At 64.8% G+C, this 20,410-nt stretch carries 21 protein-coding genes; 4 read left to right on the forward strand and 17 right to left on the reverse strand.

Annotated elements, in window-relative coordinates; translation table 11 throughout:
• Positions 1 to 239: 239 nt before the first annotated feature.
• The 6 genes from V0U35_RS06030 to V0U35_RS06055 all read right to left on the reverse strand — a co-directional run bounded on the left by V0U35_RS06030 (position 240) and on the right by V0U35_RS06055 (position 7,414).
• Positions 240 to 581 (reverse strand): ArsC/Spx/MgsR family protein, encoded by a 342-nt coding sequence (locus V0U35_RS06030; RefSeq protein ID WP_330195774.1) that lies wholly within the window; start codon positions 579 to 581, stop codon positions 240 to 242.
• Positions 578 to 1,579, reverse strand: coding sequence for a DUF2268 domain-containing putative Zn-dependent protease (locus V0U35_RS06035; protein ID WP_330195775.1), 1,002 nt, complete (start codon positions 1,577 to 1,579; stop codon positions 578 to 580). Before V0U35_RS06035 ends, V0U35_RS06030 begins: the two co-directional genes overlap by 4 nt.
• A gap of 110 nt (positions 1,580 to 1,689) precedes the next feature.
• Positions 1,690 to 2,817: a flavodoxin-dependent (E)-4-hydroxy-3-methylbut-2-enyl-diphosphate synthase gene (gene ispG, locus V0U35_RS06040; RefSeq protein ID WP_330195776.1), complete on the reverse strand. Its 1,128-nt coding sequence runs from the start codon at positions 2,815 to 2,817 to the stop codon at positions 1,690 to 1,692.
• 103 nt (positions 2,818 to 2,920) lie between these two features.
• Positions 2,921 to 3,859, reverse strand: coding sequence for a helix-turn-helix domain-containing protein (locus V0U35_RS06045; protein WP_330195777.1), 939 nt, complete (start codon positions 3,857 to 3,859; stop codon positions 2,921 to 2,923).
• A gap of 28 nt (positions 3,860 to 3,887) precedes the next feature.
• Complete coding sequence (gene ptsP, locus V0U35_RS06050) at positions 3,888 to 6,185, reverse strand: phosphoenolpyruvate--protein phosphotransferase (protein WP_330195778.1); 2,298 nt, start codon at positions 6,183 to 6,185, stop codon at positions 3,888 to 3,890.
• 2 nt (positions 6,186 to 6,187) lie between these two features.
• Positions 6,188 to 7,414, reverse strand: coding sequence for an aspartate kinase (locus V0U35_RS06055; RefSeq protein WP_330195779.1), 1,227 nt, complete (start codon positions 7,412 to 7,414; stop codon positions 6,188 to 6,190).
• A gap of 151 nt (positions 7,415 to 7,565) precedes the next feature.
• Between V0U35_RS06055 and ubiG the strand changes: the two genes are divergently transcribed.
• Positions 7,566 to 8,330 carry a bifunctional 2-polyprenyl-6-hydroxyphenol methylase/3-demethylubiquinol 3-O-methyltransferase UbiG gene (ubiG, locus tag V0U35_RS06060; RefSeq protein ID WP_330195780.1) on the forward strand — a complete coding sequence of 255 codons (765 nt, stop codon included), beginning with the start codon at positions 7,566 to 7,568 and terminating at the stop codon, positions 8,328 to 8,330.
• On the opposite strand, the gene V0U35_RS06065 is transcribed toward ubiG, so the two are convergent.
• From V0U35_RS06065 to V0U35_RS06080, 4 genes are all read right to left on the reverse strand, one after another.
• Positions 8,327 to 8,749, reverse strand: coding sequence for a DUF1178 family protein (locus V0U35_RS06065; RefSeq protein WP_330195781.1), 423 nt, complete (start codon positions 8,747 to 8,749; stop codon positions 8,327 to 8,329). The two genes, ubiG and V0U35_RS06065, sit on opposite strands and share 4 nt — an antisense overlap.
• Positions 8,746 to 9,570, reverse strand: a complete 825-nt coding sequence (locus V0U35_RS06070) for a carbon-nitrogen hydrolase family protein (protein ID WP_330195782.1) — start codon at positions 9,568 to 9,570, stop codon at positions 8,746 to 8,748. The genes V0U35_RS06065 and V0U35_RS06070 overlap by 4 nt, the downstream gene beginning before the upstream one ends.
• A gap of 99 nt (positions 9,571 to 9,669) precedes the next feature.
• On the reverse strand, positions 9,670 to 9,933 hold the full coding sequence (gene grxC / locus V0U35_RS06075; RefSeq protein WP_330195783.1) for a glutaredoxin 3: 264 nt from the start codon (positions 9,931 to 9,933) through the stop codon (positions 9,670 to 9,672).
• A 51-nt stretch (positions 9,934 to 9,984) separates the two neighbouring features.
• Positions 9,985 to 10,701, reverse strand: a complete 717-nt coding sequence (locus tag V0U35_RS06080; protein ID WP_330195784.1) for a ComF family protein — start codon at positions 10,699 to 10,701, stop codon at positions 9,985 to 9,987.
• A gap of 44 nt (positions 10,702 to 10,745) precedes the next feature.
• Between V0U35_RS06080 and V0U35_RS06085 the strand changes: the two genes are divergently transcribed.
• The gene (locus V0U35_RS06085; protein ID WP_330195785.1) at positions 10,746 to 11,663 is read left to right on the forward strand and encodes a methyltransferase domain-containing protein; all 918 of its coding nucleotides are present in this window, start codon (positions 10,746 to 10,748) and stop codon (positions 11,661 to 11,663) included.
• Here V0U35_RS06085 and V0U35_RS14000 read toward each other — a convergent pair.
• Genes V0U35_RS14000 through V0U35_RS06095 form a run of 3 tightly spaced genes read right to left on the reverse strand, consistent with a single transcriptional unit; the run spans position 11,660 to position 13,181 of the window.
• A complete protein-coding gene (locus V0U35_RS14000) occupies positions 11,660 to 11,896 on the reverse strand; it encodes a Flp family type IVb pilin (RefSeq protein WP_373696376.1) in 237 nt (78 codons plus the stop codon). The two genes, V0U35_RS06085 and V0U35_RS14000, sit on opposite strands and share 4 nt — an antisense overlap.
• Positions 11,806 to 12,219 carry a (deoxy)nucleoside triphosphate pyrophosphohydrolase gene (locus tag V0U35_RS06090; RefSeq protein ID WP_330195786.1) on the reverse strand — a complete coding sequence of 138 codons (414 nt, stop codon included), beginning with the start codon at positions 12,217 to 12,219 and terminating at the stop codon, positions 11,806 to 11,808. Before V0U35_RS06090 ends, V0U35_RS14000 begins: the two co-directional genes overlap by 91 nt.
• A 50-nt stretch (positions 12,220 to 12,269) precedes the next feature.
• Positions 12,270 to 13,181, reverse strand: a complete 912-nt coding sequence (locus V0U35_RS06095) for a peptidylprolyl isomerase (protein ID WP_330195787.1) — start codon at positions 13,179 to 13,181, stop codon at positions 12,270 to 12,272.
• Between the two features lie 171 nt (positions 13,182 to 13,352).
• Here V0U35_RS06095 and secA point away from each other — a divergent pair, with 171 nt between their 5' ends.
• Both secA and V0U35_RS06105 read left to right on the forward strand, forming a co-directional pair.
• Positions 13,353 to 16,112, forward strand: coding sequence for a preprotein translocase subunit SecA (gene secA, locus V0U35_RS06100; RefSeq protein WP_330195788.1), 2,760 nt, complete (start codon positions 13,353 to 13,355; stop codon positions 16,110 to 16,112).
• Positions 16,090 to 16,569, forward strand: coding sequence for a GNAT family N-acetyltransferase (locus tag V0U35_RS06105; RefSeq protein WP_330195789.1), 480 nt, complete (start codon positions 16,090 to 16,092; stop codon positions 16,567 to 16,569). Before secA ends, V0U35_RS06105 begins: the two co-directional genes overlap by 23 nt.
• Positions 16,570 to 16,577: 8 nt before the next feature.
• Here V0U35_RS06105 and V0U35_RS06110 read toward each other — a convergent pair whose 3' ends face one another.
• From V0U35_RS06110 to V0U35_RS06125, 4 genes are all read right to left on the reverse strand, one after another.
• Positions 16,578 to 17,561 (reverse strand): acetyl-CoA carboxylase carboxyltransferase subunit alpha, encoded by a 984-nt coding sequence (locus V0U35_RS06110; protein WP_330195790.1) that lies wholly within the window; start codon positions 17,559 to 17,561, stop codon positions 16,578 to 16,580.
• A gap of 90 nt (positions 17,562 to 17,651) precedes the next feature.
• Complete coding sequence (locus tag V0U35_RS06115) at positions 17,652 to 18,539, reverse strand: site-specific tyrosine recombinase XerD (protein WP_373696384.1); 888 nt, start codon at positions 18,537 to 18,539, stop codon at positions 17,652 to 17,654.
• A 32-nt stretch (positions 18,540 to 18,571) separates the two neighbouring features.
• Complete coding sequence (locus tag V0U35_RS06120; protein ID WP_330195792.1) at positions 18,572 to 20,179, reverse strand: hypothetical protein; 1,608 nt, start codon at positions 20,177 to 20,179, stop codon at positions 18,572 to 18,574.
• Complete coding sequence (locus V0U35_RS06125; protein ID WP_330195793.1) at positions 20,151 to 20,291, reverse strand: hypothetical protein; 141 nt, start codon at positions 20,289 to 20,291, stop codon at positions 20,151 to 20,153. Before V0U35_RS06125 ends, V0U35_RS06120 begins: the two co-directional genes overlap by 29 nt.
• Positions 20,292 to 20,410: the final 119 nt, after the last annotated feature.

The raw sequence follows: 20,410 nt of genomic DNA on the forward strand, positions 1-20,410 counted from the left end.
AAAATCTAGCTGAAATCCCGGACGGCGCAGCCGAGCCGGGACCTCCTGGCCATGGAGAGGCCCCGGATAAAGCTGCGCTTTTCCGGGGCTTCAGATTTGGTTGATGGGGGTCAGCATTGCCTGCTTCGAGGCTCGGGCAAGACCCTCGCACCTCAGCATGAGGAATGTCTGGCCATCCACCAACCTCATCCTGAGGTGGCCGCGAAGCGGGCCTCGAAGGATGGGCAGATTGATACCCGCTAAACCCCCAGCGCGGCCTGGACGTCTTTCGTCCAGCCGACGAACACCGTGTCACCGGTCTCGATGACCGGGCGTTTGACGAGGGTGGGGTGTTCGGCCAGGAGGCCCGCCGGATCAGTCTCGGCGCGGGCGCGCTCGGCTTCTGAAAGGCCCCGCCAGGTGGTCGAACGCGTATTGACCAATGAGTTCGCTCCCACCGCGGCGATCCAGCGCGGCGCGAGGGTTTTGAGGTCAGCCTCGGCGCGAATATCGACGAAGGTGTAATCCACCCCGCCGGCATCAAGCGCCTTCATGGCTTTCTTGCAGGTGTCACAGTTCTTCAGCCCGTAAAGGGTCGTCATTCATTCGCCTCCGTCAGTGTAGCCCGATCTGCGACGCCGCTCGCCTCCAGGATGGCACCGGGATCGCTGATCGAGAGCAGGCTGGCAAGGGCGGCCGGCTTGTCTGCCGCGCGGTCGTAATAGGCTTGCGCGATCTGGCGGCCGATCCAGTAACCGGCTTCGTGCGGCCAGCCCTCGGGCGCGTTCTGATAGTTCATCACCCAGTTGCGGCGTGCCGCATTGGCCGCTTCGTTCAGGTCCGGGCCGTTTTCGGTCAGCGTCGTTCCCGCCGCGACGGTGGCCCGGTCGCGGGCAAAGGCCGCCCAGACCGTGTCTTCATTCTCCCGCGCCCAGGCCTCGCGTTCCGGCGTCGGGATTTCGCCCGTCGTCAGAAACGCGATGAAGTCGGCCACACCTTCATGGAGGGAGTGGGCCAGAAGCAAATCATCCAGCCCGCCGGGCTGGTCCTGGAGCGTATGGACGGTCTCGTGAGCGAAGAAGTGCTGGAAGACGCGGCGGATTTCCGCCTCGTCACCCGCTTGGGCGCAGAGGACCTCAAGTCCCAGAACCTGCGCGCCTTCGCCCGCCGTACCCCCCGAATTTCCTGCGCCGAATACGAGATAAATCTCGGGCAGATCGCGGCCCGGCAGTAGCTCGGCCAACCGCAGATAGGTCGCGCGCAGCTCCGGCGTCATGGACTCGCCGATGGGCAGGCAAACATCAATGGCGCGGCGATAGGCCCCCGTGTTCGCCGCGATGACAGCGGCGAGGTTTTCGGCGTTCTGGATCCGGTAGGGGGTGAAAATCTCGACACCCCGCCCGGCTCCGTCGAGATAACCGGCCTGCAGGACTTCGGCGCTCGGCAAGCCGTTTGCCGCTTCATAGACGGCGACGAAGCGGTGCGCGTCTGCGGTCTGAAGCTCGACCGTTTCCGGGTCGACACCCTGGGCGCTGGCGGGATGGGAAAGGGATGCCGCGGCCAGAAGGGCGGTGGCAAGGGCAAGGCGTGTGCGGGTCATGGTTTCCGTTTCGCGGGTCTTGATCTCCGCCCCCCGGCGGCTGAGCCGTCTCTAGCCGTTTCCTTGACCAGCGGGGAGAGGGAAAAATGCGCGTGGCATCCCGGCCGGACCTACTCCGCCGCCTCGCTCGCCGCACGCAGTGAAGCCGCGCGGGCTTCAACCATGTCGACGATGTGGTCGATCATTTCCTCGTTGGTGACGTTGTGGTCGGGCTTGCCCGAGACATACATCTTGCCCGAGCCCTTGCCGCCGCCGGTAAAGCCGAGATCGGTGAACATCGCCTCGCCCGGCCCGTTGACGACGCAGCCGATGATGGACAGCGAGATCGGCTCGGAAATGTGCGCGAGGCGCTCCTCGAGTGTCTGCACCGTCTCGATCACGTTGAAGCCTTGCCGCGCGCAGGACGGGCAGGCGATGATATTGACGCCACGGGTCCGCAAGCCCAGCGATTTGAGGATATCGTAGCCGACCTTGATCTCCTCGACCGGATCGGCGGAAAGCGAGACGCGGATCGTGTCGCCGATCCCGGCCCACAGGAGATTGCCCATGCCGATGGCAGATTTGACCGAGCCGGTGCGCTTTCCGCCCGCCTCGGTAACGCCGAGATGGAGCGGCGCGTCGGTCGCTTCGGCGAGCGCCTGATAGGCCGCGACGGTCAGGAAGACGTCCGACGCCTTCACCGAAATCTTGTATTCGCGGAAGTCGAGGTCTTCGAGAATGCGCGCATGTTCCAGCGCGCTTTCCACCATCGCTTCGGGGCAAGGCTCGCCGTATTTTTCCAGCAGGTGTTTTTCCAGCGAGCCGGCATTGACGCCAATCCGCATGGAACAGCCATGATCCTTGGCGGCCTGCACGACTTCGCGCACCCGCGCCATGGAGCCGATATTGCCCGGATTGATCCGCAGGCAGGCGGCCCCGGCTTCTGCGGCCTCGATGGCGCGCTTGTAGTGAAAGTGGATGTCGGCGACGAGCGGGACCTGCGCGGCGCGGGCGATGGCCTTGAAGGCCTTGGTGGAGTCCTCGTCGGGGCATGAAACCCTGACGACGTCGGCACCTGCATCCTCAAGCGCGCGGATCTGGTCGATCGTGGCGCGCACGTCCGGGGTCGGCGTGTTGGTCATGGACTGCACGGTGATCGGCGCGCCGCCGCCCACCGGCACAGTGCCGACATGGATACGGCGGCTTTCGCGGCGTTCGATCATCCGCCAGGGACGGACTTCGCGATGCTGTTCGTGCATGGGCCGCACTCCCGCGCGCGTATTGAGGAACGGCCCTCAAGCCGGTCCTGGTGTCATGGAGGAGGATATAGACGGCTTTGCGGCACCTTGCGAGGGTGCGGTGTCAGCCTTCGACGCTGTCTTCGACGGACGCGGTTTCGATCCGGCGGGCATCAAGACCGATATTGTCGAGCGCGGCACCAGCATCGCCCAGCGTACCTTGCAGCTCGCCATCGAGGTGCAGGTTCACCGCACCGGCATCGCTGGTCGAGACGGTCAGACCCGGCTCGTCAACCGCGCGATAGGAATCCCCCGCCTGCAGGTCGCGGGAAAACAGGATACGTCCCGAAGCGTCCCGCACTTCCAGCCAGGTTGCCATGTTCGCTTCCAGCACGATTTCCGGCATACGGGCCGCCGCTTCGCCGGTACCCGGCAGATCGCCCCAGATCGCATTGCGGTCGGCAACGGAATATTCGCCGTCAAACGGTGTCAGGTCACTGGTCGCCTCGAATTCGGCGTCCGGCGGCGGCGGAATGTCGGCAAACGCGCCCTCACCCGAGGCGGTGTTGGCGTACCACCAGGCAATGCCGGACACGGCGGCGAGGATCAGCACCGCGCCGAACACGCCCTTGGGCAGGCGGATTTCGCGGCGGGTCTGGTGAGCGGTCGGCTGGGCGCGCCCGGTCTGGGTGTCGGCCTCGGCCTTGAACTGGTCAACGAGCGCCGCCTCGTCGAGTTCGAGGAAGCGCGCATAGGTGCGCAGATAGCCGATGGCGTAGGCGCGCGAGGGGAGCCCTCGCGGATCCATCGTCTCCAGCGCTTCGAGATAGTCGCGGCGAATACGGGTGCGGGCCGAGGCGGAATCGAGCGTCAGGCCCAGCTTGGCGCGGGCCTCGCGCAGACGGTCACCTGCGGACAGCTTCGCGCTGACGGCGGCACCGCCAGAAAACACGGCGTCCACCGGAACGTAACCGGACTGCGTTGTGTGCCCTTCGGCCATGTTTCCCCCGCCACCATCGCCGCGCGATGGGTCGATACTCGCGTCGTGATTCGCACGTGACATTTTTGTCGCACGGCAATTCTTAATAATGTCAGATCAAGGCCCTGTTATCAACAGCCTCAAGCTGAAGCCCCGCAGCATTACCCGCCTCTATCAACAGGGGGCGCAGCGATGCCGCGTCGCGTGACATATTCCCAGCAAGCCAGGTGCCAAGCTGGCCCGTATCGGTTCGCGCCAGCATCGCCTTGACCGGTGCCACCCCGCTCGCCGCCATGGACAATTTGCCATAGCCCAGAGCCAGCATCACGGCTGCCTCGAGCGGCTGGGACGCCACCTCTCCGCATATGGATACCGGAACATTGTGACGGGAACAGGCCTCCCGGATGGTTTTCAGCAGTTGAAGCGCAGCGGGCGATAGAATGTCGTAGCGCTCCCAGACACGGGAGTTCTGGCGATCCGCGGCAAAGAAATACTGCATCAGGTCGTTGGCCCCGACGGAAACGAAGTCGGCATGCGGCAGGGCATGTTCAATGGCCCAGGCCATGCCCGGCGTTTCGAGCATGATACCGGCCTCGACCCGTTCCGGGACAGGGTGACCTCGTCCGCGCGCGAACGCGACTTCGCGCATCAGCATGTCTTTCGCCGCCTTGAATTCCCAGGGTGTTGCGATCATCGGGAAGAGGATGGAGAGCGGCCGGCCCTCTGCCGCCTGGATCAGGGCGCGCAGCTGGTAGCGCAGCAGGCCGGGCCGGTCGAGACCCATGCGGATCGCCCGCCATCCCAGCGCCGGGTTGGGTTCGCGCATGGAGGGCGCAAAGGGCGTCACCTTGTCACCGCCGAGGTCAAGCGTACGGAAGACAACCGGCTTTGATCCGGCTGAATCCATGACCGATTTGTAGAGCTCGGCCTGTTTGGCGAGCCGCGGCAGCGTGTCGGCAACCATGAACTGGAATTCGGTCCGGAACAGGCCGATCCCGTGGGCACCGGTTTCTTCCAGACGCGTCAACTCGATCAACAGACCCGCATTAAGGTGAAGCTCGAACGGTACACCGTTGGCGGTCACAGACGGCTCGTCGCGCAGCTTCGCATAGGCGCGGGCACGCTGCGACAGCGCATCAGAGCGTTCGCGGTAGGTTTCCTCAACGTCACTCGACGGGCGGATGTGCACGAGGCCGAATTCGCCGTCGAGGATGACCGGATCGCCAGGCTCGACGCGATCAAGCGCGCCCTCGACCAGACCGACCAGGGGAATCCCGAGCGCCTTGGCAACAATGACAGCATGGCTCGAGGCCGAACCTTCTTCCAGTGCCACGCCCTTGAGTTTCGAGCGGTCGTAATCAAGCAACTCGGCCGGGCCGATACTGCGCGCAAATATGATCGCATTGTCCGGCAGTTCGCTCTGCGACGCGCCATTGGAATGCGCCAGGTGACGCAACAGCCGGTTTGCGAGGTCCTCGAGATCGTGCAACCGCTCGCGGAAATGCACGTCGCGGGCCTGCATAAGGCGGGCCCGATGCTCGTTGCGGACCCGCTCGACGGCGGCTTCCGCCGTCAGGCCCTGCCGGACAGCCTCCCGCAGCTGGTTCAGCCAGCCGCGGTCATGGGCGAACATCCGGTAGGCTTCCAGCACGTCGCGCGTGGGGCCACCAAAGGGCAGACGGCCGGAATCGAGCATGGTGTCGATGGCGCGGCGCAGTTCGCCAATCGCGGTGTCGAGCCGGTTCTCCTCCTGATCGGGGTCTTCCGCGATCAGGCGCGTAGAGGCGACATGCGGCTCGTGAACCACCGCTGTACCGATGGCGAGACCGGGTGAGAACGCCCCGCCCTGAAAACGCTCCGCGCGCGTCGGCCGCATGTCCAGGCCGGCCATTTCCTCGGCCGCGATCACATCGCCGGATGCGACGATTTCGGCCAGGATCATGGCGACAGTCTGTAATGTCTCGATCTCGTCGTCGCTGGTCTGGCGCGAGCCATGGGTCTGGCTGGTCAGGACGCCGACAAGGCGCCCGCCGCGCAGGATCGGGACGCCGACAAAGGATTTGAACGGTTCCTCGCCCGTTTCGGGCCGATAGGCGAAGGCGGGGTGAGACGGCGCGTCTGCCACGGCCAGCGGCCGGGCGCTGCGGGCGATCAACCCGACAAGGCCCTCATTGCGCTGGAGGCGGGTATTGTGGACCGCCTCGCGCTTCAGTCCGTGTGTGGCGCACAATTCCAGTGAGCCAGACCGGCGGGCGAGATAGATGGAACAGACGTCCGCGCTGGTTTCCTGCGCGATCATCTCGGTGAGGTGGTCGAGCCGCTCCTGGGCATCCTCGCGCACCGCCATGAGGGCGCGCAGGCGAGCCAGGAGCCGGCGCGGGCCGGCGGCGATGGTATCGGCTGCCGCCATGCTCAGCCGCCCTCCCCATCGAGCCCGTAGGCCGAATGCAGGGCCCGCACGGCTTGCTCGACCGCGTCATTGGCGATGAGGGCACTGATCCGGATTTCGGATGTCGCGATGACTTTCACGTCAATCCCTTTCGAGCCAAGGGCCCGGAACAGGATGCGCGCCACGTCCGCCCGGCGATTGAGACCGAGCCCGACGACAGACACCTTGGCAAGATCGGTTTCATGGATGATCTCGCGGGCGTCCCCGTGCGCATCTTCCATCACGGTCATAGCACGTCCGAGTTCCCGGCGGTCGACGGAAAATTCGATATTCACGGTGCCGGCGTCGCGCGCGCGCCCCTGCACGATCATGTCGACGCCGATATTCACGTCCGCCAGCGCGCCGAAAATCTCCGCCGCGATGGCCGGATTGTCCGACGCGCCCAGGAGGATGATCCTTGCCTGGTCGCGCGTATAGGCAACACCGGAGACGATCCGGCGCTCGGCGATGCCGCCCGCATCGAGGACAGACGTGCCGCGCGCCTCGCCGGGTTTGGCGAAGCTCGACAGCACGCGAAGCGGGACATTGCGGGCCTTGGCCATCTCGGCCGACCGGGTCTGGAGGACTTTAGCGCCCTGCGCGGCGAGTTCAAGCATTTCGTCATGGCTGATCGCGTCGATCCGGCGCGCCTTCGGCTCGATACGCGGATCAGTGGTGTAGACGCCGTCGACATCGGTGTAGATGTCGCAGCGGGCATTGAGCGCCGCAGCGATGGCGACGGCAGACAAATCGGTCCCGCCCCGGCCCAGCGTGCGCACGCGCCGCTCGGTGTCGATCCCCTGAAATCCGGCAAAGACCGGGATCACACCGGCATCGGCGCTGGCTTCGACCGCTTCGGTCAGGAAGCCGGAGATCCGGGCATCGCCAGGGGGACCATCGACGAAAATCGCGGACTGCCAGGCCTGGAAGGAGCGGGCCTTCAAGCCCCTTTCCCGCAGTGCGAGGGCCATCAGGGCGGCGCTGATCTGTTCGCCGGTCGCCAGGACGGTATCGGTCTCGTCTTCACCGAGCCCGCCACCGAACTGTTCGGCCAGAGCGATCAGCCGGTCGGTCTCGCCCGCCATCGCCGACACCACGACGGCGACGGACTGGCCGCGCGCGGCTTCGGACGCGACAAGCTCCGCCGAAGCCCGGATACGGGCGGCGTCGGCGACCGACGTGCCGCCGAATTTCATCACGATATCGACCAAGACCGCTCCCTCGCTTCGGCGGTTATGTGGTACCTGTCACGCGCCTCGCGGCAGAACGCCGCTGGACGCAGGCCTCGATAAGCCGGTCAAGCGGGGCCATATTACGGCATAATCCAGACTGCAACGCCTTTTCGGCAAGGAAATTCATACCATGGCGGTACACGCGGCTCCCGTTAAACTCTCCAGCCCCTCAATCGATCCCGAGGAAGTGGCGAAATTTTCTGCCATGGCTGCCGAGTGGTGGGACCCGGATTCCAAATTCAAGCCGCTGCACAAATTCAACCCGGCGCGCCTCACCTTTATCCGTGACCGGGTCCTGGCCCATTTCGGACGCGAGGGCGGCGACAAACCCCTCTCGGGCCTGCGCATTCTCGACATCGGCTGCGGCGGCGGTCTGATCTCCGAACCCATGGCGCGCCTCGGCGCAGACGTCACGGGAGTCGATGCCGCCGAAGCCAATATCAAGACCGCCATGGTCCATGCCGAGGAAATGGGCCTCGCCATCGACTACCGGCACGGCACTGCCGAGCAACTGATCGAGTCTGGCGAGCCGCTATTTGATGTCGTCCTCAACCTCGAAGTCGTCGAACATGTCGCCGACCCGGACGCCTTCCTGGCTGATTGTGCGCGCCTGGTGAAGCCGGGCGGGCTGATGATCGTCGGCTCGATCAACCGCACGCCGAAAGCCTTTGCGCTCGCGATCTTCGGCGCGGAATGGGTGATGGGCTGGCTGCCGCGCGGTACGCACCGCTTCTCCAAACTGGTGAAACCGGAGGAAGTGACTCGCGTCCTGCGTGACACCGGCTTTGCGACCGGCGAGGCGGTCGGGGTCAGCTACAACCCCTTAAACGACCAGTTCTCGATCACGCACGACGCCAGTGTGAACTACCTGCTGAGCGCGGCGAAGGCGGCCTAGTTCAGCTTCTTCTCCGGCACCGGGGTCAGCGCAGGCGGCAGGGGCGCGCAGGGCACGCCCTCTTCCCTCAAGGCTTCGGCTTCTTCAGGCGTCGTTTCGCCATAGATGTCGCGGTGCGGCTTCTCGCCCTCATGCATGGCGCGCGCCTGCTTTGCGAAATCATCACCGACATAGTCGAACTTGTCGCGGATATGAGCGCGAACCTTGCCGGCCAGCTCCATCATCATGGTCTGGTTGTCGGCCTTGCGCTTCTTCGGCGACGCGACATTCGGTGCCATGACAGCCTTGCGGACATCCGTGTCGCCGCAGACCGGGCATTCGACAAGACCGGCTTCGGCCTGCTCGTCATAGGTCGCCGAGTTGCGGAACCAGGCCTCAAAGCCGTGGTCACGCGAACACTGTAGCGCGTAGCGGATCATGGCCCGGTGATCTCGCGGTCGTGGGACAGCGAGGGGATGCGTTCCCGCGCGTTCGCCGACTTGCCGAGGTCGATTTCGGCCATCAGCACGCCGGGCTCGTCATGGTCCAACACAGCGGCGATGCCGCCCCACGGGTCAACGACGAGGCTATGCCCCCAGGTCTTGCGGCCGTCTTCGTGCTGCCCGCCCTGCGCGGGGGCAATCAGCCACGAGCCGGTCTCGATAGCGCGGGCGCGGATCAGCGTCTCCCAATGCGCTCTGCCGGTGGGCACGGTGAAGGCCGACGGCGCGGCAATTACGTTCGCTCCGGCTTGCGCAAGGCGGCGGTAGAGATAGGCAAAGCGCAGATCGTAGCAGATGGTCAGGCCCAACCTGGCCGGTCCGGCCTCGGTCAGAACCGCCTTCGAACCCGGTCGATAATTGGTTGATTCCGAATAGGTCTCGCCTGCGCCCAGACCGACGTCGAACATATGGATCTTGTCATAAGTGGCGGCCGTGGAGCCGTCCGGCGCGAACAGGAATGACCGGTTAACCGCGCGCCAGTCGCCGATCTTCAGCGCCAGCGATCCGATGAGCAGCCAGATACCGAGTTCTTCAGCCAATTTGGCGAACGCCGGGATCGCCGGGTCGTCTTCGGGCGTGCGGATCACGTCAAAAAGGGCGTTGGCGTCCTTCTGAACCAGATGAGTGGTTTCGGGTGTGCAAACCAACTGCGCGCCCTGCCCCGCGGCCTCGCGGATGAAGCCCGTCGCGTCGGAGAGATTGCGCGCCGGGTCTGTCCCGGAACGCATCTGTATGAGGCCTGTTTTAAGCGTTGGCATAACACATGCCCCCCACCCCGTCCCTCCCCCGAGGGGGAGGGAGAAAGATTCTCGATTCCCTCCCCTTGAGGGGAGGGTAAGGGTGGGGTGAAACGCCCATCAGGCCGAGAGCCCGAGCATGGCGTCCAGCTTGCCCTGTCGCTCCAGCGCCATGAGGTCATCCGAACCGCCAATATGGGTGTCGCCGATGAAGACCTGGGGATAGGTCGAGCCGCCATTGGAGCGCTGGATCATCTCCTTGCGCTTTTCCGCGTCAAAGCCGGCATTGATGTCCTCGAAATCGACACCCTTGGATTCCAGCAGCTTTACCGCGCGGTGGCAGTAGCCGCACATCGGACGGGTGTAGATGGTGACCTTGGCCATGGGATGCGTATTTCCTTTTTCTGGCGGGCGGGGCCGACTCGGCCGGTCCCTCTATGTAAGCGGGTTTACCGGTCTGACAACGCGCGAGAGTGCGACCGCGTTCACTTGCCGTGCACCGGCACGCAGCAGAACGCGGGCACAGGCTTCCAGTGTTGCGCCGGTCGTCATCACGTCATCCACGAGCACAAGACATTTGCCCGTGATCCGCGCCGTGTAGCGTTCCCGCACCCGAAAGGCTCCGGCGACATTGCGCTTGCGGCCCTTGGCGGACTTGCCACCTTGCGTCGTCGTGGCGCGCGACCGCCGCAGGGCATCAGCCTCGACCGGTATGCCGGTTTCGCGAGTCAACGCCGAGGCCAGCAGCGAAGACTGGTTGTAGCGGCGTGACAGGAGGCGGCGCGGATGCAGCGGAACCGGGACAAGCGCGTCCGCGCCCTCAAGCGCTTCGGCACCGGCGCGGGCCATCCAGCGGGCGAACTGGGGAAGGGTTTCAGTGCGTCCGCCATGCTTGAAGTCGAGCACCAGCTTCCGGCTGGCTTCGTTGTAGACAAAGGCCGCGCGCATGAGACCGAGGACCAGGGGCCGGGCGGCGCAGGCCCCGCAGACCACCTCCCCGGCGTCATAGGCAAAGGGATAACCGCAACTCACGCACCACGGCCGGTCAAGGAAATCAACTGCCGTCCAGCCGGCCGGGTCAAGCTGACCGGGACGCGATACCCAGCCACCGCCAAAAGGCGATTGCGGCGGCCAGACCAGACCGGCCAGCACCGCCGCGGCTTTCTTTCCCCAGCCGGGCAGGCCATATCTCGCTGATGCCTTCAGACACCCCTCCCCGCCTCTTTGATCGCGCCCTGCTCCGCCGCAGGCGTGATCGCGCGGCTGCCAGTCTGCCAGATTGCGGCTTCCTTGTGGAGCGCGCGGCCGAGGATCTGCTTGACCGGCTCCTGCCCGTGGTCCGCGATTTTCCGCTGGCGCTGGCGCTCGGTGGAGGCGGTTCCATTGGGCGGGCGCTGGCGTACCAGACCGACGCAGCCGCCAAGATCGGCACGTTGATCGAGACGGATCTGTCACCGCGCCATGCCGCTGGCGGCGGGATGACACTCGCGATGGACGAGGAAGCCTTTGCCGTCGCCGATGAAAGTCTCGACCTCGTCGTGTCGCCCCTCGCCCTGCACTGGACCAATGATCTCCCCGGCACGCTGATCCAGATCAACCGGGCCCTGAAACCGGATGGGTTCTTCGCCGCCGCGTTGATCGGGGGGGCCAGCCTGACCGAACTGCGTCAGTCGCTGATGGCCGCCGAAGCCGAGCTGTTCGATGGCGTGAATGCCCGCGTCTCTCCCTTTGCCGACGCACAGGACTTGTCAGCCCTGTTGCAGCGGGCGGGCTTTGCCCTGCCGGTCGCTGACGTCGATCGCATGACGGTGCGCTACGATACGATGTTCGACCTGATGCGCGATCTGCGCGGCATGGGCGAAACCAGTGCCCTGGTCTCGCGGCCGCGAAAGCCCGCGACGAAAGCGCTCTTCCTGCGCGCGGCGGAAATCTATGCCGAACGATTCAGCGACGCGGACGGGCGCATAAGGGCGACGTTCGAGATCATCCATGCCGCAGGATGGGCCCCACATCCGGGACAACCCAAGCCGAAACGGCCGGGCTCGGCCACGGTGCGGCTGGCGGATGCTTTGGGGGTTAGAGAACAATCGGCTGGCGAAAAGGCCGGCGGCTAGAACGCCCCGCCGGCATCATTGAACATCGCGAGGACCTGGGGCCCGATCAGCATCAAGGCCCCAATCGCGCCGATCGAGATCAGGACGGCGATGACGGAATACTCGATGCTGGTGGCTCCGGACTGGTCGGCCAGGAATCCGCCTAGCGATACATTCGGTCGCGCAGTTCGATGGCCAGCGGAATGTCGGCCTCGGGCATGGGATAGTCCTTGAGTTTCTCCGGACGCACCCATTTGAGTTCCTGACCTTCCCTCGGAGACGGAAACCCGTCCCACTGACGGCAAACAAACAGCGGCATGACGATGTGAAAGTCGGGATAGGCGTGAGAGGCGAAGGCGAAGGGATGCAGGCAGCGTTCGCATGGTTCGACTCCCAGTTCTTCGCGCAATTCGCGCATCAAGGCCCGTTCCGGCGTTTCCCCAGCTTCGACCTTGCCGCCGGGAAACTCCCACAATCCGGGCATTGGCTTGTCCGCGGGCCGGCGCGCCAGAAGCACGCGGCGGTCCGCATCCAGCAGCGCACACGCCGCCACCAGGATGACCGGTCTATCGGCCATAGTGATCGATCTCCCCTAATTTCCCGTTGAATAACAAGGTTAACGCGGTGTTATTCCGCTTCCGGACCGGGCTCCGCCGCCGTGTCTTCGGGCATTTCGGTGGCAATCTCGAAGCGCTCGATGGCTGTTTCCTCGCGCAGCGTCCGGACGAGGTTCTCGATTTGCTGGAAGGTCAGGAAGCGCACAATGCCGGGGCGCACTTCTTCCAGACCCGGTGTCTCGGTGGCCCGGCGGCTCTCGACGCGCAGCACATGCCATCCCGAGCCGGTCTCGAAGGGTTCGGAGACGGTGCCGACCGGCGTTGAAAACGCGACCCCGGCAAACTCTGGCAAGACGCTCTGGCGTGAAAAATAGCCCAGATCGCCCCCCTGCATGCGTGTCGCCGGATCCTGGCTGTAGAGAATGGCGAGTTCCTCGAAATCGCCCCCGGCATCCAGCTGGGCCCGAATTGCATCGATCTCCTCGCGCGTATCGACAAGGATGTGGCGGGCGTGAACCTCGTCGCTGCGTCCGCTCAGCGTCGCCTGCTCGTTGTAGACGCGCAGAATGGCCTCTTCGGTGACGGCCTCGTCGATCAGCGTTTCCAGCAGAACATTCCCGAGGATGCGTTCGGTCGCCACGGCGATCCGTTCCCGGGCGGCCTCGGAGTCTTCAAGACCGCGGCGGCGGCCCTCGATGGCCAGCAGGCGCTGGTCGATCAATTCCTCCACGATACGGTCGAACGCCGGGTCCGTGACGGGCAGAAAGCCGCCCTCGTCGATGACGCCCTGCGACGCGGCCTCGCGGGTGACGTCGGAGCGGTGGATTTCGGTCTCGCCCACACGCGCCACGACCGGGTCCGGCCCCTCATTGATGACCGAGACCGGGTCCTCGCCCGGCAATTCGGCTGCGGGACCGGACGGACCGCAGGCCGCGACCAATAGTAGGGCAAGACACGCCATGTAACGCGGGAGGCTCTGCATTCGGGCTCTTTCGGTTGCGGGGCACATCTGTAGCATGCCGTCCGGTCTCATTGACACGGTTTCCGCCCATCCTTAAGTCAGCCGGGCGCAATTTCATGCGGCGGCAGCAGCCGCCCAAGGTAGGCCGCGCCTTTTCCGGGGCCGTTCTACCAGCAGATTTCAGGGTCTTCCATGCTTTCCATCGTCCGCAGCGTTTTCGGCTCGTCCAACGACCGCAAGGTCGCCAAATACCGGTCCACGGTCGATCGCATCAATGCGCTGGAAGACGAGTTCGCGAAGCTGACCGACGACCAGCTGGCCGCCAAGACGCCGGAGTTGAAGACCCGCCACAGCGACGGCGAGAGCCTCGATGCGCTGCTGCCGGAAGCATTCGCGCTGGTTCGCGAAGCCTCCAAACGCACGCTCGGCCTGCGCCATTTCGACGTGCAGATGATCGGCGGCATCGTCCTTCACAACAATTCCATCGCCGAGATGAAGACCGGTGAAGGCAAGACGCTGGTCGCGACGCTTCCCGTCTATCTCAATGCGCTGTCGGGCAAGGGCGTGCATGTCGTCACGGTCAACGATTACCTCGCCCAGCGCGACGCCGACTGGATGCGCGCCGTCTATTCCAAGCTGGGCCTGACCACTGGCGTAATCGTTCATGGCCTGAACGATGACGAACGCCGCGCCGCCTATCAGTGCGACGTGACCTACGGCACGAACAACGAGTTCGGCTTCGACTATCTGCGTGACAACATGAAGTACTCGCTCGCCGACATGGTCCAGCGCGGGCACAATTTCGCAATCGTCGACGAGGTGGACTCCATCCTGATCGACGAAGCCCGGACGCCGCTGATCATTTCGGGCCGCACCGAGGACCGCACCGACTTCTACCGGACGATGGACGCCATCATCCCGCTGCTCACCGAAGATGACTACACGGTCGAGGAAAAATCCCGCTCGGTCCTGCTGACCGAAGAGGGCAACGAGCATATCGAGGACCTGCTGCGCGAGCGTGATCTGCTGGAAGAGGGTGATCTCTACGACGTCGACAATGTCATGATCGTCCACCACCTCAACCAGGCGCTGAAAGCCCACAAGATTTTCCAGCGCGACAAGGATTACATCGTCAAGGACGGCAATGTCCTGCTGATCGACGAATTCACCGGCCGGATGATGCCGGGCCGCCGGCTGTCGGACGGGCTGCACCAGGCCATCGAGGCCAAGGAAGGCACCGACATCCAGCCGGAAAACCAGACGCTGGCCTCGATCACCTTCCAGAACTATTTCCGGCTTTACACCAAGCTGGCCGGCATGACCGGTACGGCGGCGACCGAAGCGGACGAATTCCACTCGATCTACAAGCTCGACGTGGTCGAAATTCCGACCAACAAGCCCATCGCGCGGATCGACGACGAGGACGAAGTTTACCGGACCGCGAAGGAAAAATACGAAGCCATCGTCACCGAGATCAATGAGGCACTTAAAAAAGGCCAGCCGGTCCTGGTCGGCACGGTTTCGATCGAAAAATCGGAAGTCCTCTCCGAATTTCTGAACAAGAAGAAGCTGAAACACCAGGTCCTCAATGCCCGTTATCACGAGCAGGAGGCCGGCATTATTGCGCAGGCCGGCATCCCGGGCACGGTGACCATCGCCACGAACATGGCCGGCCGGGGGACCGACATCCAGCTGGGCGGCAATGCCGACTTCCAGCTGGCGGACTGGATCGCGGCGCAGACCGAAGCCGGCAAGGAACCCGACGAGAAGGCCATCGAGAAAAAGAAGGCCGAGATCGCCGCCGACGTTGCCGAAAAGAAGAAGCAGGCGCTGGACGCCGGCGGGCTCTACGTGCTCGCCACCGAGCGCCATGAAAGCCGGCGGATCGACAACCAGCTGCGTGGCCGGACGGGCCGTCAGGGCGATCCGGGCAAGTCGAAATTCTTCGTCTCTGTGGAAGACGACCTGTTGCGCATTTTCGCGCCGGAACGGCTCGACACCATCATGCGCACGCTGGGCCTGAAGGAAGGCGAAGCCATCCAGCACCCGTGGATGTCCAAGGCGCTGGAAACCTCTCAGAAGAAGGTCGAGCAACGCAATTTCGAGATCCGCAAGAACATTCTCAAATACGACGATGTGATGAACGATCAGCGCAAGGCGATCTTCGAGCAGCGCATCGAGTTTATGAATGACAGCGACGTGTCCGACGTGGTCAAGGACATGCGCCACCAGGCCGCCGAGGACATTGTCGAGGCGCACATTCCGCCCAAGGCTTTCGCCGACCAGTGGGATATCGAGGGCCTGGACGAGACCATCAAGAACACGTTCGGCATTGATCTGCCCATCGCGGACTGGGCAGCCGAGGAAGGCATCGGCGGCGAGGAAATCCGCGAACGGCTGATCGACGCCGCCGACAAGGCCTATGCCGAGAAAGTCTCCAGCGTTGGTCCTGAACTGATGCGCCGCGTGGAGAAATATGAACTGCTGCGCACCATCGACGACAACTGGCGCGAGCACCTGCAGCAGCTTGACTCGCTGCGCTCAGTGATCGGTCTGCGCGGCTATGCCCAGCGCGATCCGCTGAATGAGTTCAAGACCGAAGCCTTCTCGCTGTTCGAGCGGCTTCTGGAAAATCTGCGCGAGGAATTCACCCGCCGGATCATGTCGATCCGCCTGCAGCAGGCCCCCAAGGTCGAAGCACCGAAAATGCCGGCAGACATGCGCACCACGCATATCGATCCGCGCACCGGCCGCAACGACGCGGGTGGAGCCGATCCGGGCCCGGATCGTCCGCGCGTTGCACCGACGTTGCGCCGCACGCCGATGTCGGTCAATCCGAACAAGCCGGAAACCTGGGGCAAGGTGCAGCGCAATGCGATGTGCCCCTGCGGCTCGGGCAAGAAGTACAAGCATTGCCACGGGGCGGTAGGTGGACCGACCGTCTCGACCTGACGGGATATCCATCCGCGACGCGCGTCCCGACGAGATCGAGGCGCTCTCGGCCCTGTGCCTGCGGTCAAAGGCCCATTGGGGTTATGACGCCCCTTTCATCGCCGCCTGCGCCCCCTATCTACGCCTTGAACCGCATCTCGTCGCCGATGGCTGCGCTTTCGTCGCGGAAGACAATGCGGGCCGCATTCTCGGCGTTTGCCAGATCGACCCGGCGGGCAAGAGCGGTACGCTCGATCTACTCTTCATAGAACCGGATGCCATCGGCAGCGGCGCGGGCCGCGCCCTCTTTGGTGAAGCCGCCGCCCGCATGAAAGTGCGCGGCGAATGCGTGATGACGATCCTTTCGGACCCAGACGCACGCGGCTTCTATGAAAACATGGGCGCGCGCTTCATCGAAGACCGGCCCTCGGATGTGTTTGAAGGCCGGTTCCTGCCGTGGCTGGAGTACGAGGTTTAGGACCTGGCCTACTCTTCGCCCGCTTCAAGGCGTCCGATGGCGTAGAAGCGGTCCTTGCGGCGTTTCCGGAGTTCCTTCGCCGACAGGCCTTCAAGCGAATCGAGCGTGGTGTCGAGCGCATCACCAATGGCCTGGATGGTCCGGCCGGGCGCGCGGTGCGCCCCGCCGACCGGTTCGGGCACGATCCGGTCGACGATTTTCAGCCCGATCAGGTCCTGGGCGGTGATTTTCATTGCCGTGGCGGCATCCTTGGCCCGCGCCGAGTCGCGCCACAGGATCGAGGCGCACCCTTCCGGCGAAATCACCGAATAGATGGAATGTTCCAGCATGATCAGCGTGTTGGCGCTGGCAAGCGCGACCGCGCCGCCCGAACCGCCTTCACCGGTAATCACCGAGACGATGGGCACGCCCAGCGTCAGGCAGCGTTCGGTGGACCGCGCGATGGCTTCGGACTGGCCGCGTTCTTCCGCGCCGACGCCGGGATAGGCCCCGGCGGTATCGACGAAGGTCATCACCGGCATCTTGAAGCGTTCGGCCATGTCCATCAGGCGGATCGCCTTGCGATAGCCTTCCGGACGCGCCATGCCGAAATTGTGTTTCAGGCGGCTTTGGGTGTCGTGGCCCTTCTCGTGGCCCAGCACGACGACCGAGCGGCCGCGGAAGCGGCCGATGCCGCCGACAATGGCCGGGTCCTCGGAAAAGCGCCGGTCTCCGCACAGCTCCTCGAAATCCTCGATCAGCGCCTTGCGGTAATCGCGGAAATGGGGGCGGTCCGGGTGGCGCGCGACCTGGGTCTTCCGCCATGGATCGAGCTTGGCATAGAGCGCAGCGAGCTGGTCGGTGGATTTCTGGCGCAGCTTGCCGACTTCCTCGGCCACATCGGGACCATCCGTCCCGTTCGTCGCGGACAGGGATTCAAGCTCTTCGATCTTGGCGTCCAGTTCGGCGATCGGACGTTCGAAATCGAGATAGGTTCGCGTGGGGTCTGACATCAGCTCTCTTGTTCTACGCCGGCGGGCGCGAAAGCGCCGGGCAACCTAACCAGCCCGATTGCAAGGAACAAGCCGCCTTCTGCGCCCTTTTCAGCGCTTGGCCAGCGGGTGGGCAGTTTCCACCAGTGTGCGCAAACGCTCTTCCAGTACATGGGTGTATATCTGTGTCGTAGAGACGTCTGCATGCCCCAGCAGCGTCTGCACCGTGCGTAAATCGGCTCCATTGGCCAATAGATGCGTCGCGAAGGCATGGCGCAGCACGTGGGGCGAGACTTTCGATGTATCGAGGCCCGCCGCGCTGGCCAGATCGGTGAGAATGCGGGCGAACTGCTCCCGCGTCAGATGGCCCGAAGCCGAGGTCTTCGACGGGAAGAGAAACCGGCTCGCCTTGGCCCGTTTCGCCGGGTTGGCGGGCAGAAACCCGTCCCGCACCTCGCGCCAGGCCGCAACCGCCTCCAGTGCCGCCTCGGTCAGCGGGGCGAGGCGTTCGCGCCCGCCCTTGCCGGTGACGTGTATGCACTGTTCCGCTCTCGCGAATGCCGCCAGCGGCAGGGAAACGAGCTCGGAGACGCGTAGCCCCGCCGCGTAAAGTATCTCCATCAGCGCCCGGTCACGCAGGCCTGATGCACCCGGCCGGTCGGCCGCGGCGCGGAACAGGGCATCGACATCCGCCTCGGAGAGGATTTTGGGCAGGGGCCGGCCCTTTTTCGGGCCGGAGAGGCGCGCAGACGGATCATCCTCGCGCAAACCTTCGGAAAGCAGGAACCGGTAGAAGCGCTTCGCCGCCGACAGCCGCCGCGCCGCGGTTGCCGACGAGAGCCCGTCGCGGGCCATGCCGGTCAGCGCGGCTTCAAGGTCGGGCGTGGTGGCGTCCTGCAGATCACGCCCGCGCGGCGCGATCCGGGCGGAAAGGTCTTCGAGGTCACGCCGGTAGGCATCAAGCGTGTTGAGTGCCGCGCCGCGCTCAGCAGCCATCATGTCGAGGAATAGCGCGATGGGACCGGTGGCGGTCACGCGATCTCCAGGATGATGCGCTCCAGGACGATTTTCAGCGCCATGTCGCGGAAACCGACACGGTCGAGCATGGCGCAGACCCGCATCAGGCCTTGCGCCGAGACACTGTCCCCGCCCTCGCTGAGCGCGGCAGCGGCCAGCAGGAGCGTTTCGGCGCGCGCGCCGGCAAAGTCAGCCGCTTCCATCCCTGCGAGATAGTTGTTGGTCTCGCCGGTCGAGGCTTCCAATAGCGCAATGCGATATTCGAGCGGGGCCGGAGCGCCGAGCGCGGCGAGCGCCGCCACACTGCCGAGTGCGGGCTCGCCAGATTCCATTCGGGCACCGAGCAGGGCTTCCATGGAATCGCGCCGAATACGGTCCTCGGCCACTGCAATCGCGGTATCGAGTGCCACGAGATAGCGCGGCGACGGCGGCTGCCATTCAGGGCGGTCATCGGCGATCAGGGGCTCTTCGAAACCGCCCGGCTTGGTCGGATCGACCAGTCCGGTCGCGTAATCCGGCGCAGGCGGTCCGTCATCAAGCGCGCGGCGCCAGCGCTGCGCGGTACGGATATCACCGGCCAGCAGAGCTGCCATGGTGAAATGGCCGCCAAAACCGATCGTGCCTTCGGTCACGGGGATGGTCGAAACTTCCTCGCCATAACGCCGTGCGACCTGGAGGAAACGCCCGTCAGTGCGCGCGGCGCTCAGCCATTCCCCGAGCGCCAGCCCGGCGACCAGCCGGTCCTGACCCTGCGTGATCAGCTGGTCGTAGGCGGCACTGCGTTCCCCACCTTCAAATTCCTGGGCGGCGGACAGCGCCGCGGCCCACTCATCCGGCAGTTCAGCGGGCGGGGCCGTCAGCTCGGCGACATCGCGCAACCATTGCGGGGCGTCGTCGAGGTCAACATCGGGATGGGTGCCGTTGGCCGCGACATGGACGAGCGCCCATTCCAGCCCGCTGTCGACAGCGATGCCGGCCGGAACCGGCTGTTCGAGGGTGACGGCATAGATCAGCGTGTCGAAAGTCGGGTCGGGCTCGGCAGCGCGGGCGAGATCGACCGAAAGCTCGGCCGCCGCGTCCTCGCCATTCAGCGCATGGCAGAAGGCCCGCGCGCGCAGCCAATAGGGCTGGTCACGGCCTTCAACCAGACCGTTGGCGGTCCGGCAGCCCTCATTGCCCCGGCCCAGCGCGAAGGCGAGCTCGGCATGCAGGCGGGCGAGTTCCGGGCGGCGTTCCAGCTGCGGCGTCCGTTCCAGAAGGGCAAAGGCGGCTGGCGCGCCGGCGGCCGCCAGGGCCCGTTCGGCCCGCAGCGCAGCCAGCGCCGCATCTCCGCGCCCGCCGGCCGGTGGCTCTCCGCCCGACAACAGGACGCGCGCGGCCAGTTCGGCGAGCGCCGGTGAGCGGTATCCCGGCCCGTCTGTTGCCGGCAGGGCGGCGATGGCCGCGCGGGCCGTATCGGCCGAAGACGCGCGCCAGAGGTCAGATTCCAGCGGCGTATCCGCGATCTGGACTTCCAGCGGATCAAGCGCGCCGAGCTGGCGCACCTCAATATCCTGGGCCGAGGCGCTGCCCGCGAGCAGCAGGACGGCAAGGCTAATTCGGGAAATCATCGGGAAGCTCAACACGAATCTCCTCGCGCTCGGGTTCCATGCCGTCGGCAATGAGGACCAGCGAACCAAAGCCGACAAGCAGGATCGCCGCCACTACACCGATACCGATCAACACGCCGCGCATGCGCTTTCCCCCACGACAGGTTTTGGTCCATTGCCGAATTCACTTGTCAGGACAGCCTAGCTGCGATTGCGGCAATTTCCAGACGGCATGCCGGTGAGAGACGCTTTTAAAAGCAGGCG

This window comes from Hyphobacterium marinum, assembly GCF_036330325.1.
Lineage (GTDB): Bacteria > Pseudomonadota > Alphaproteobacteria > Caulobacterales > Maricaulaceae > Hyphobacterium > Hyphobacterium marinum.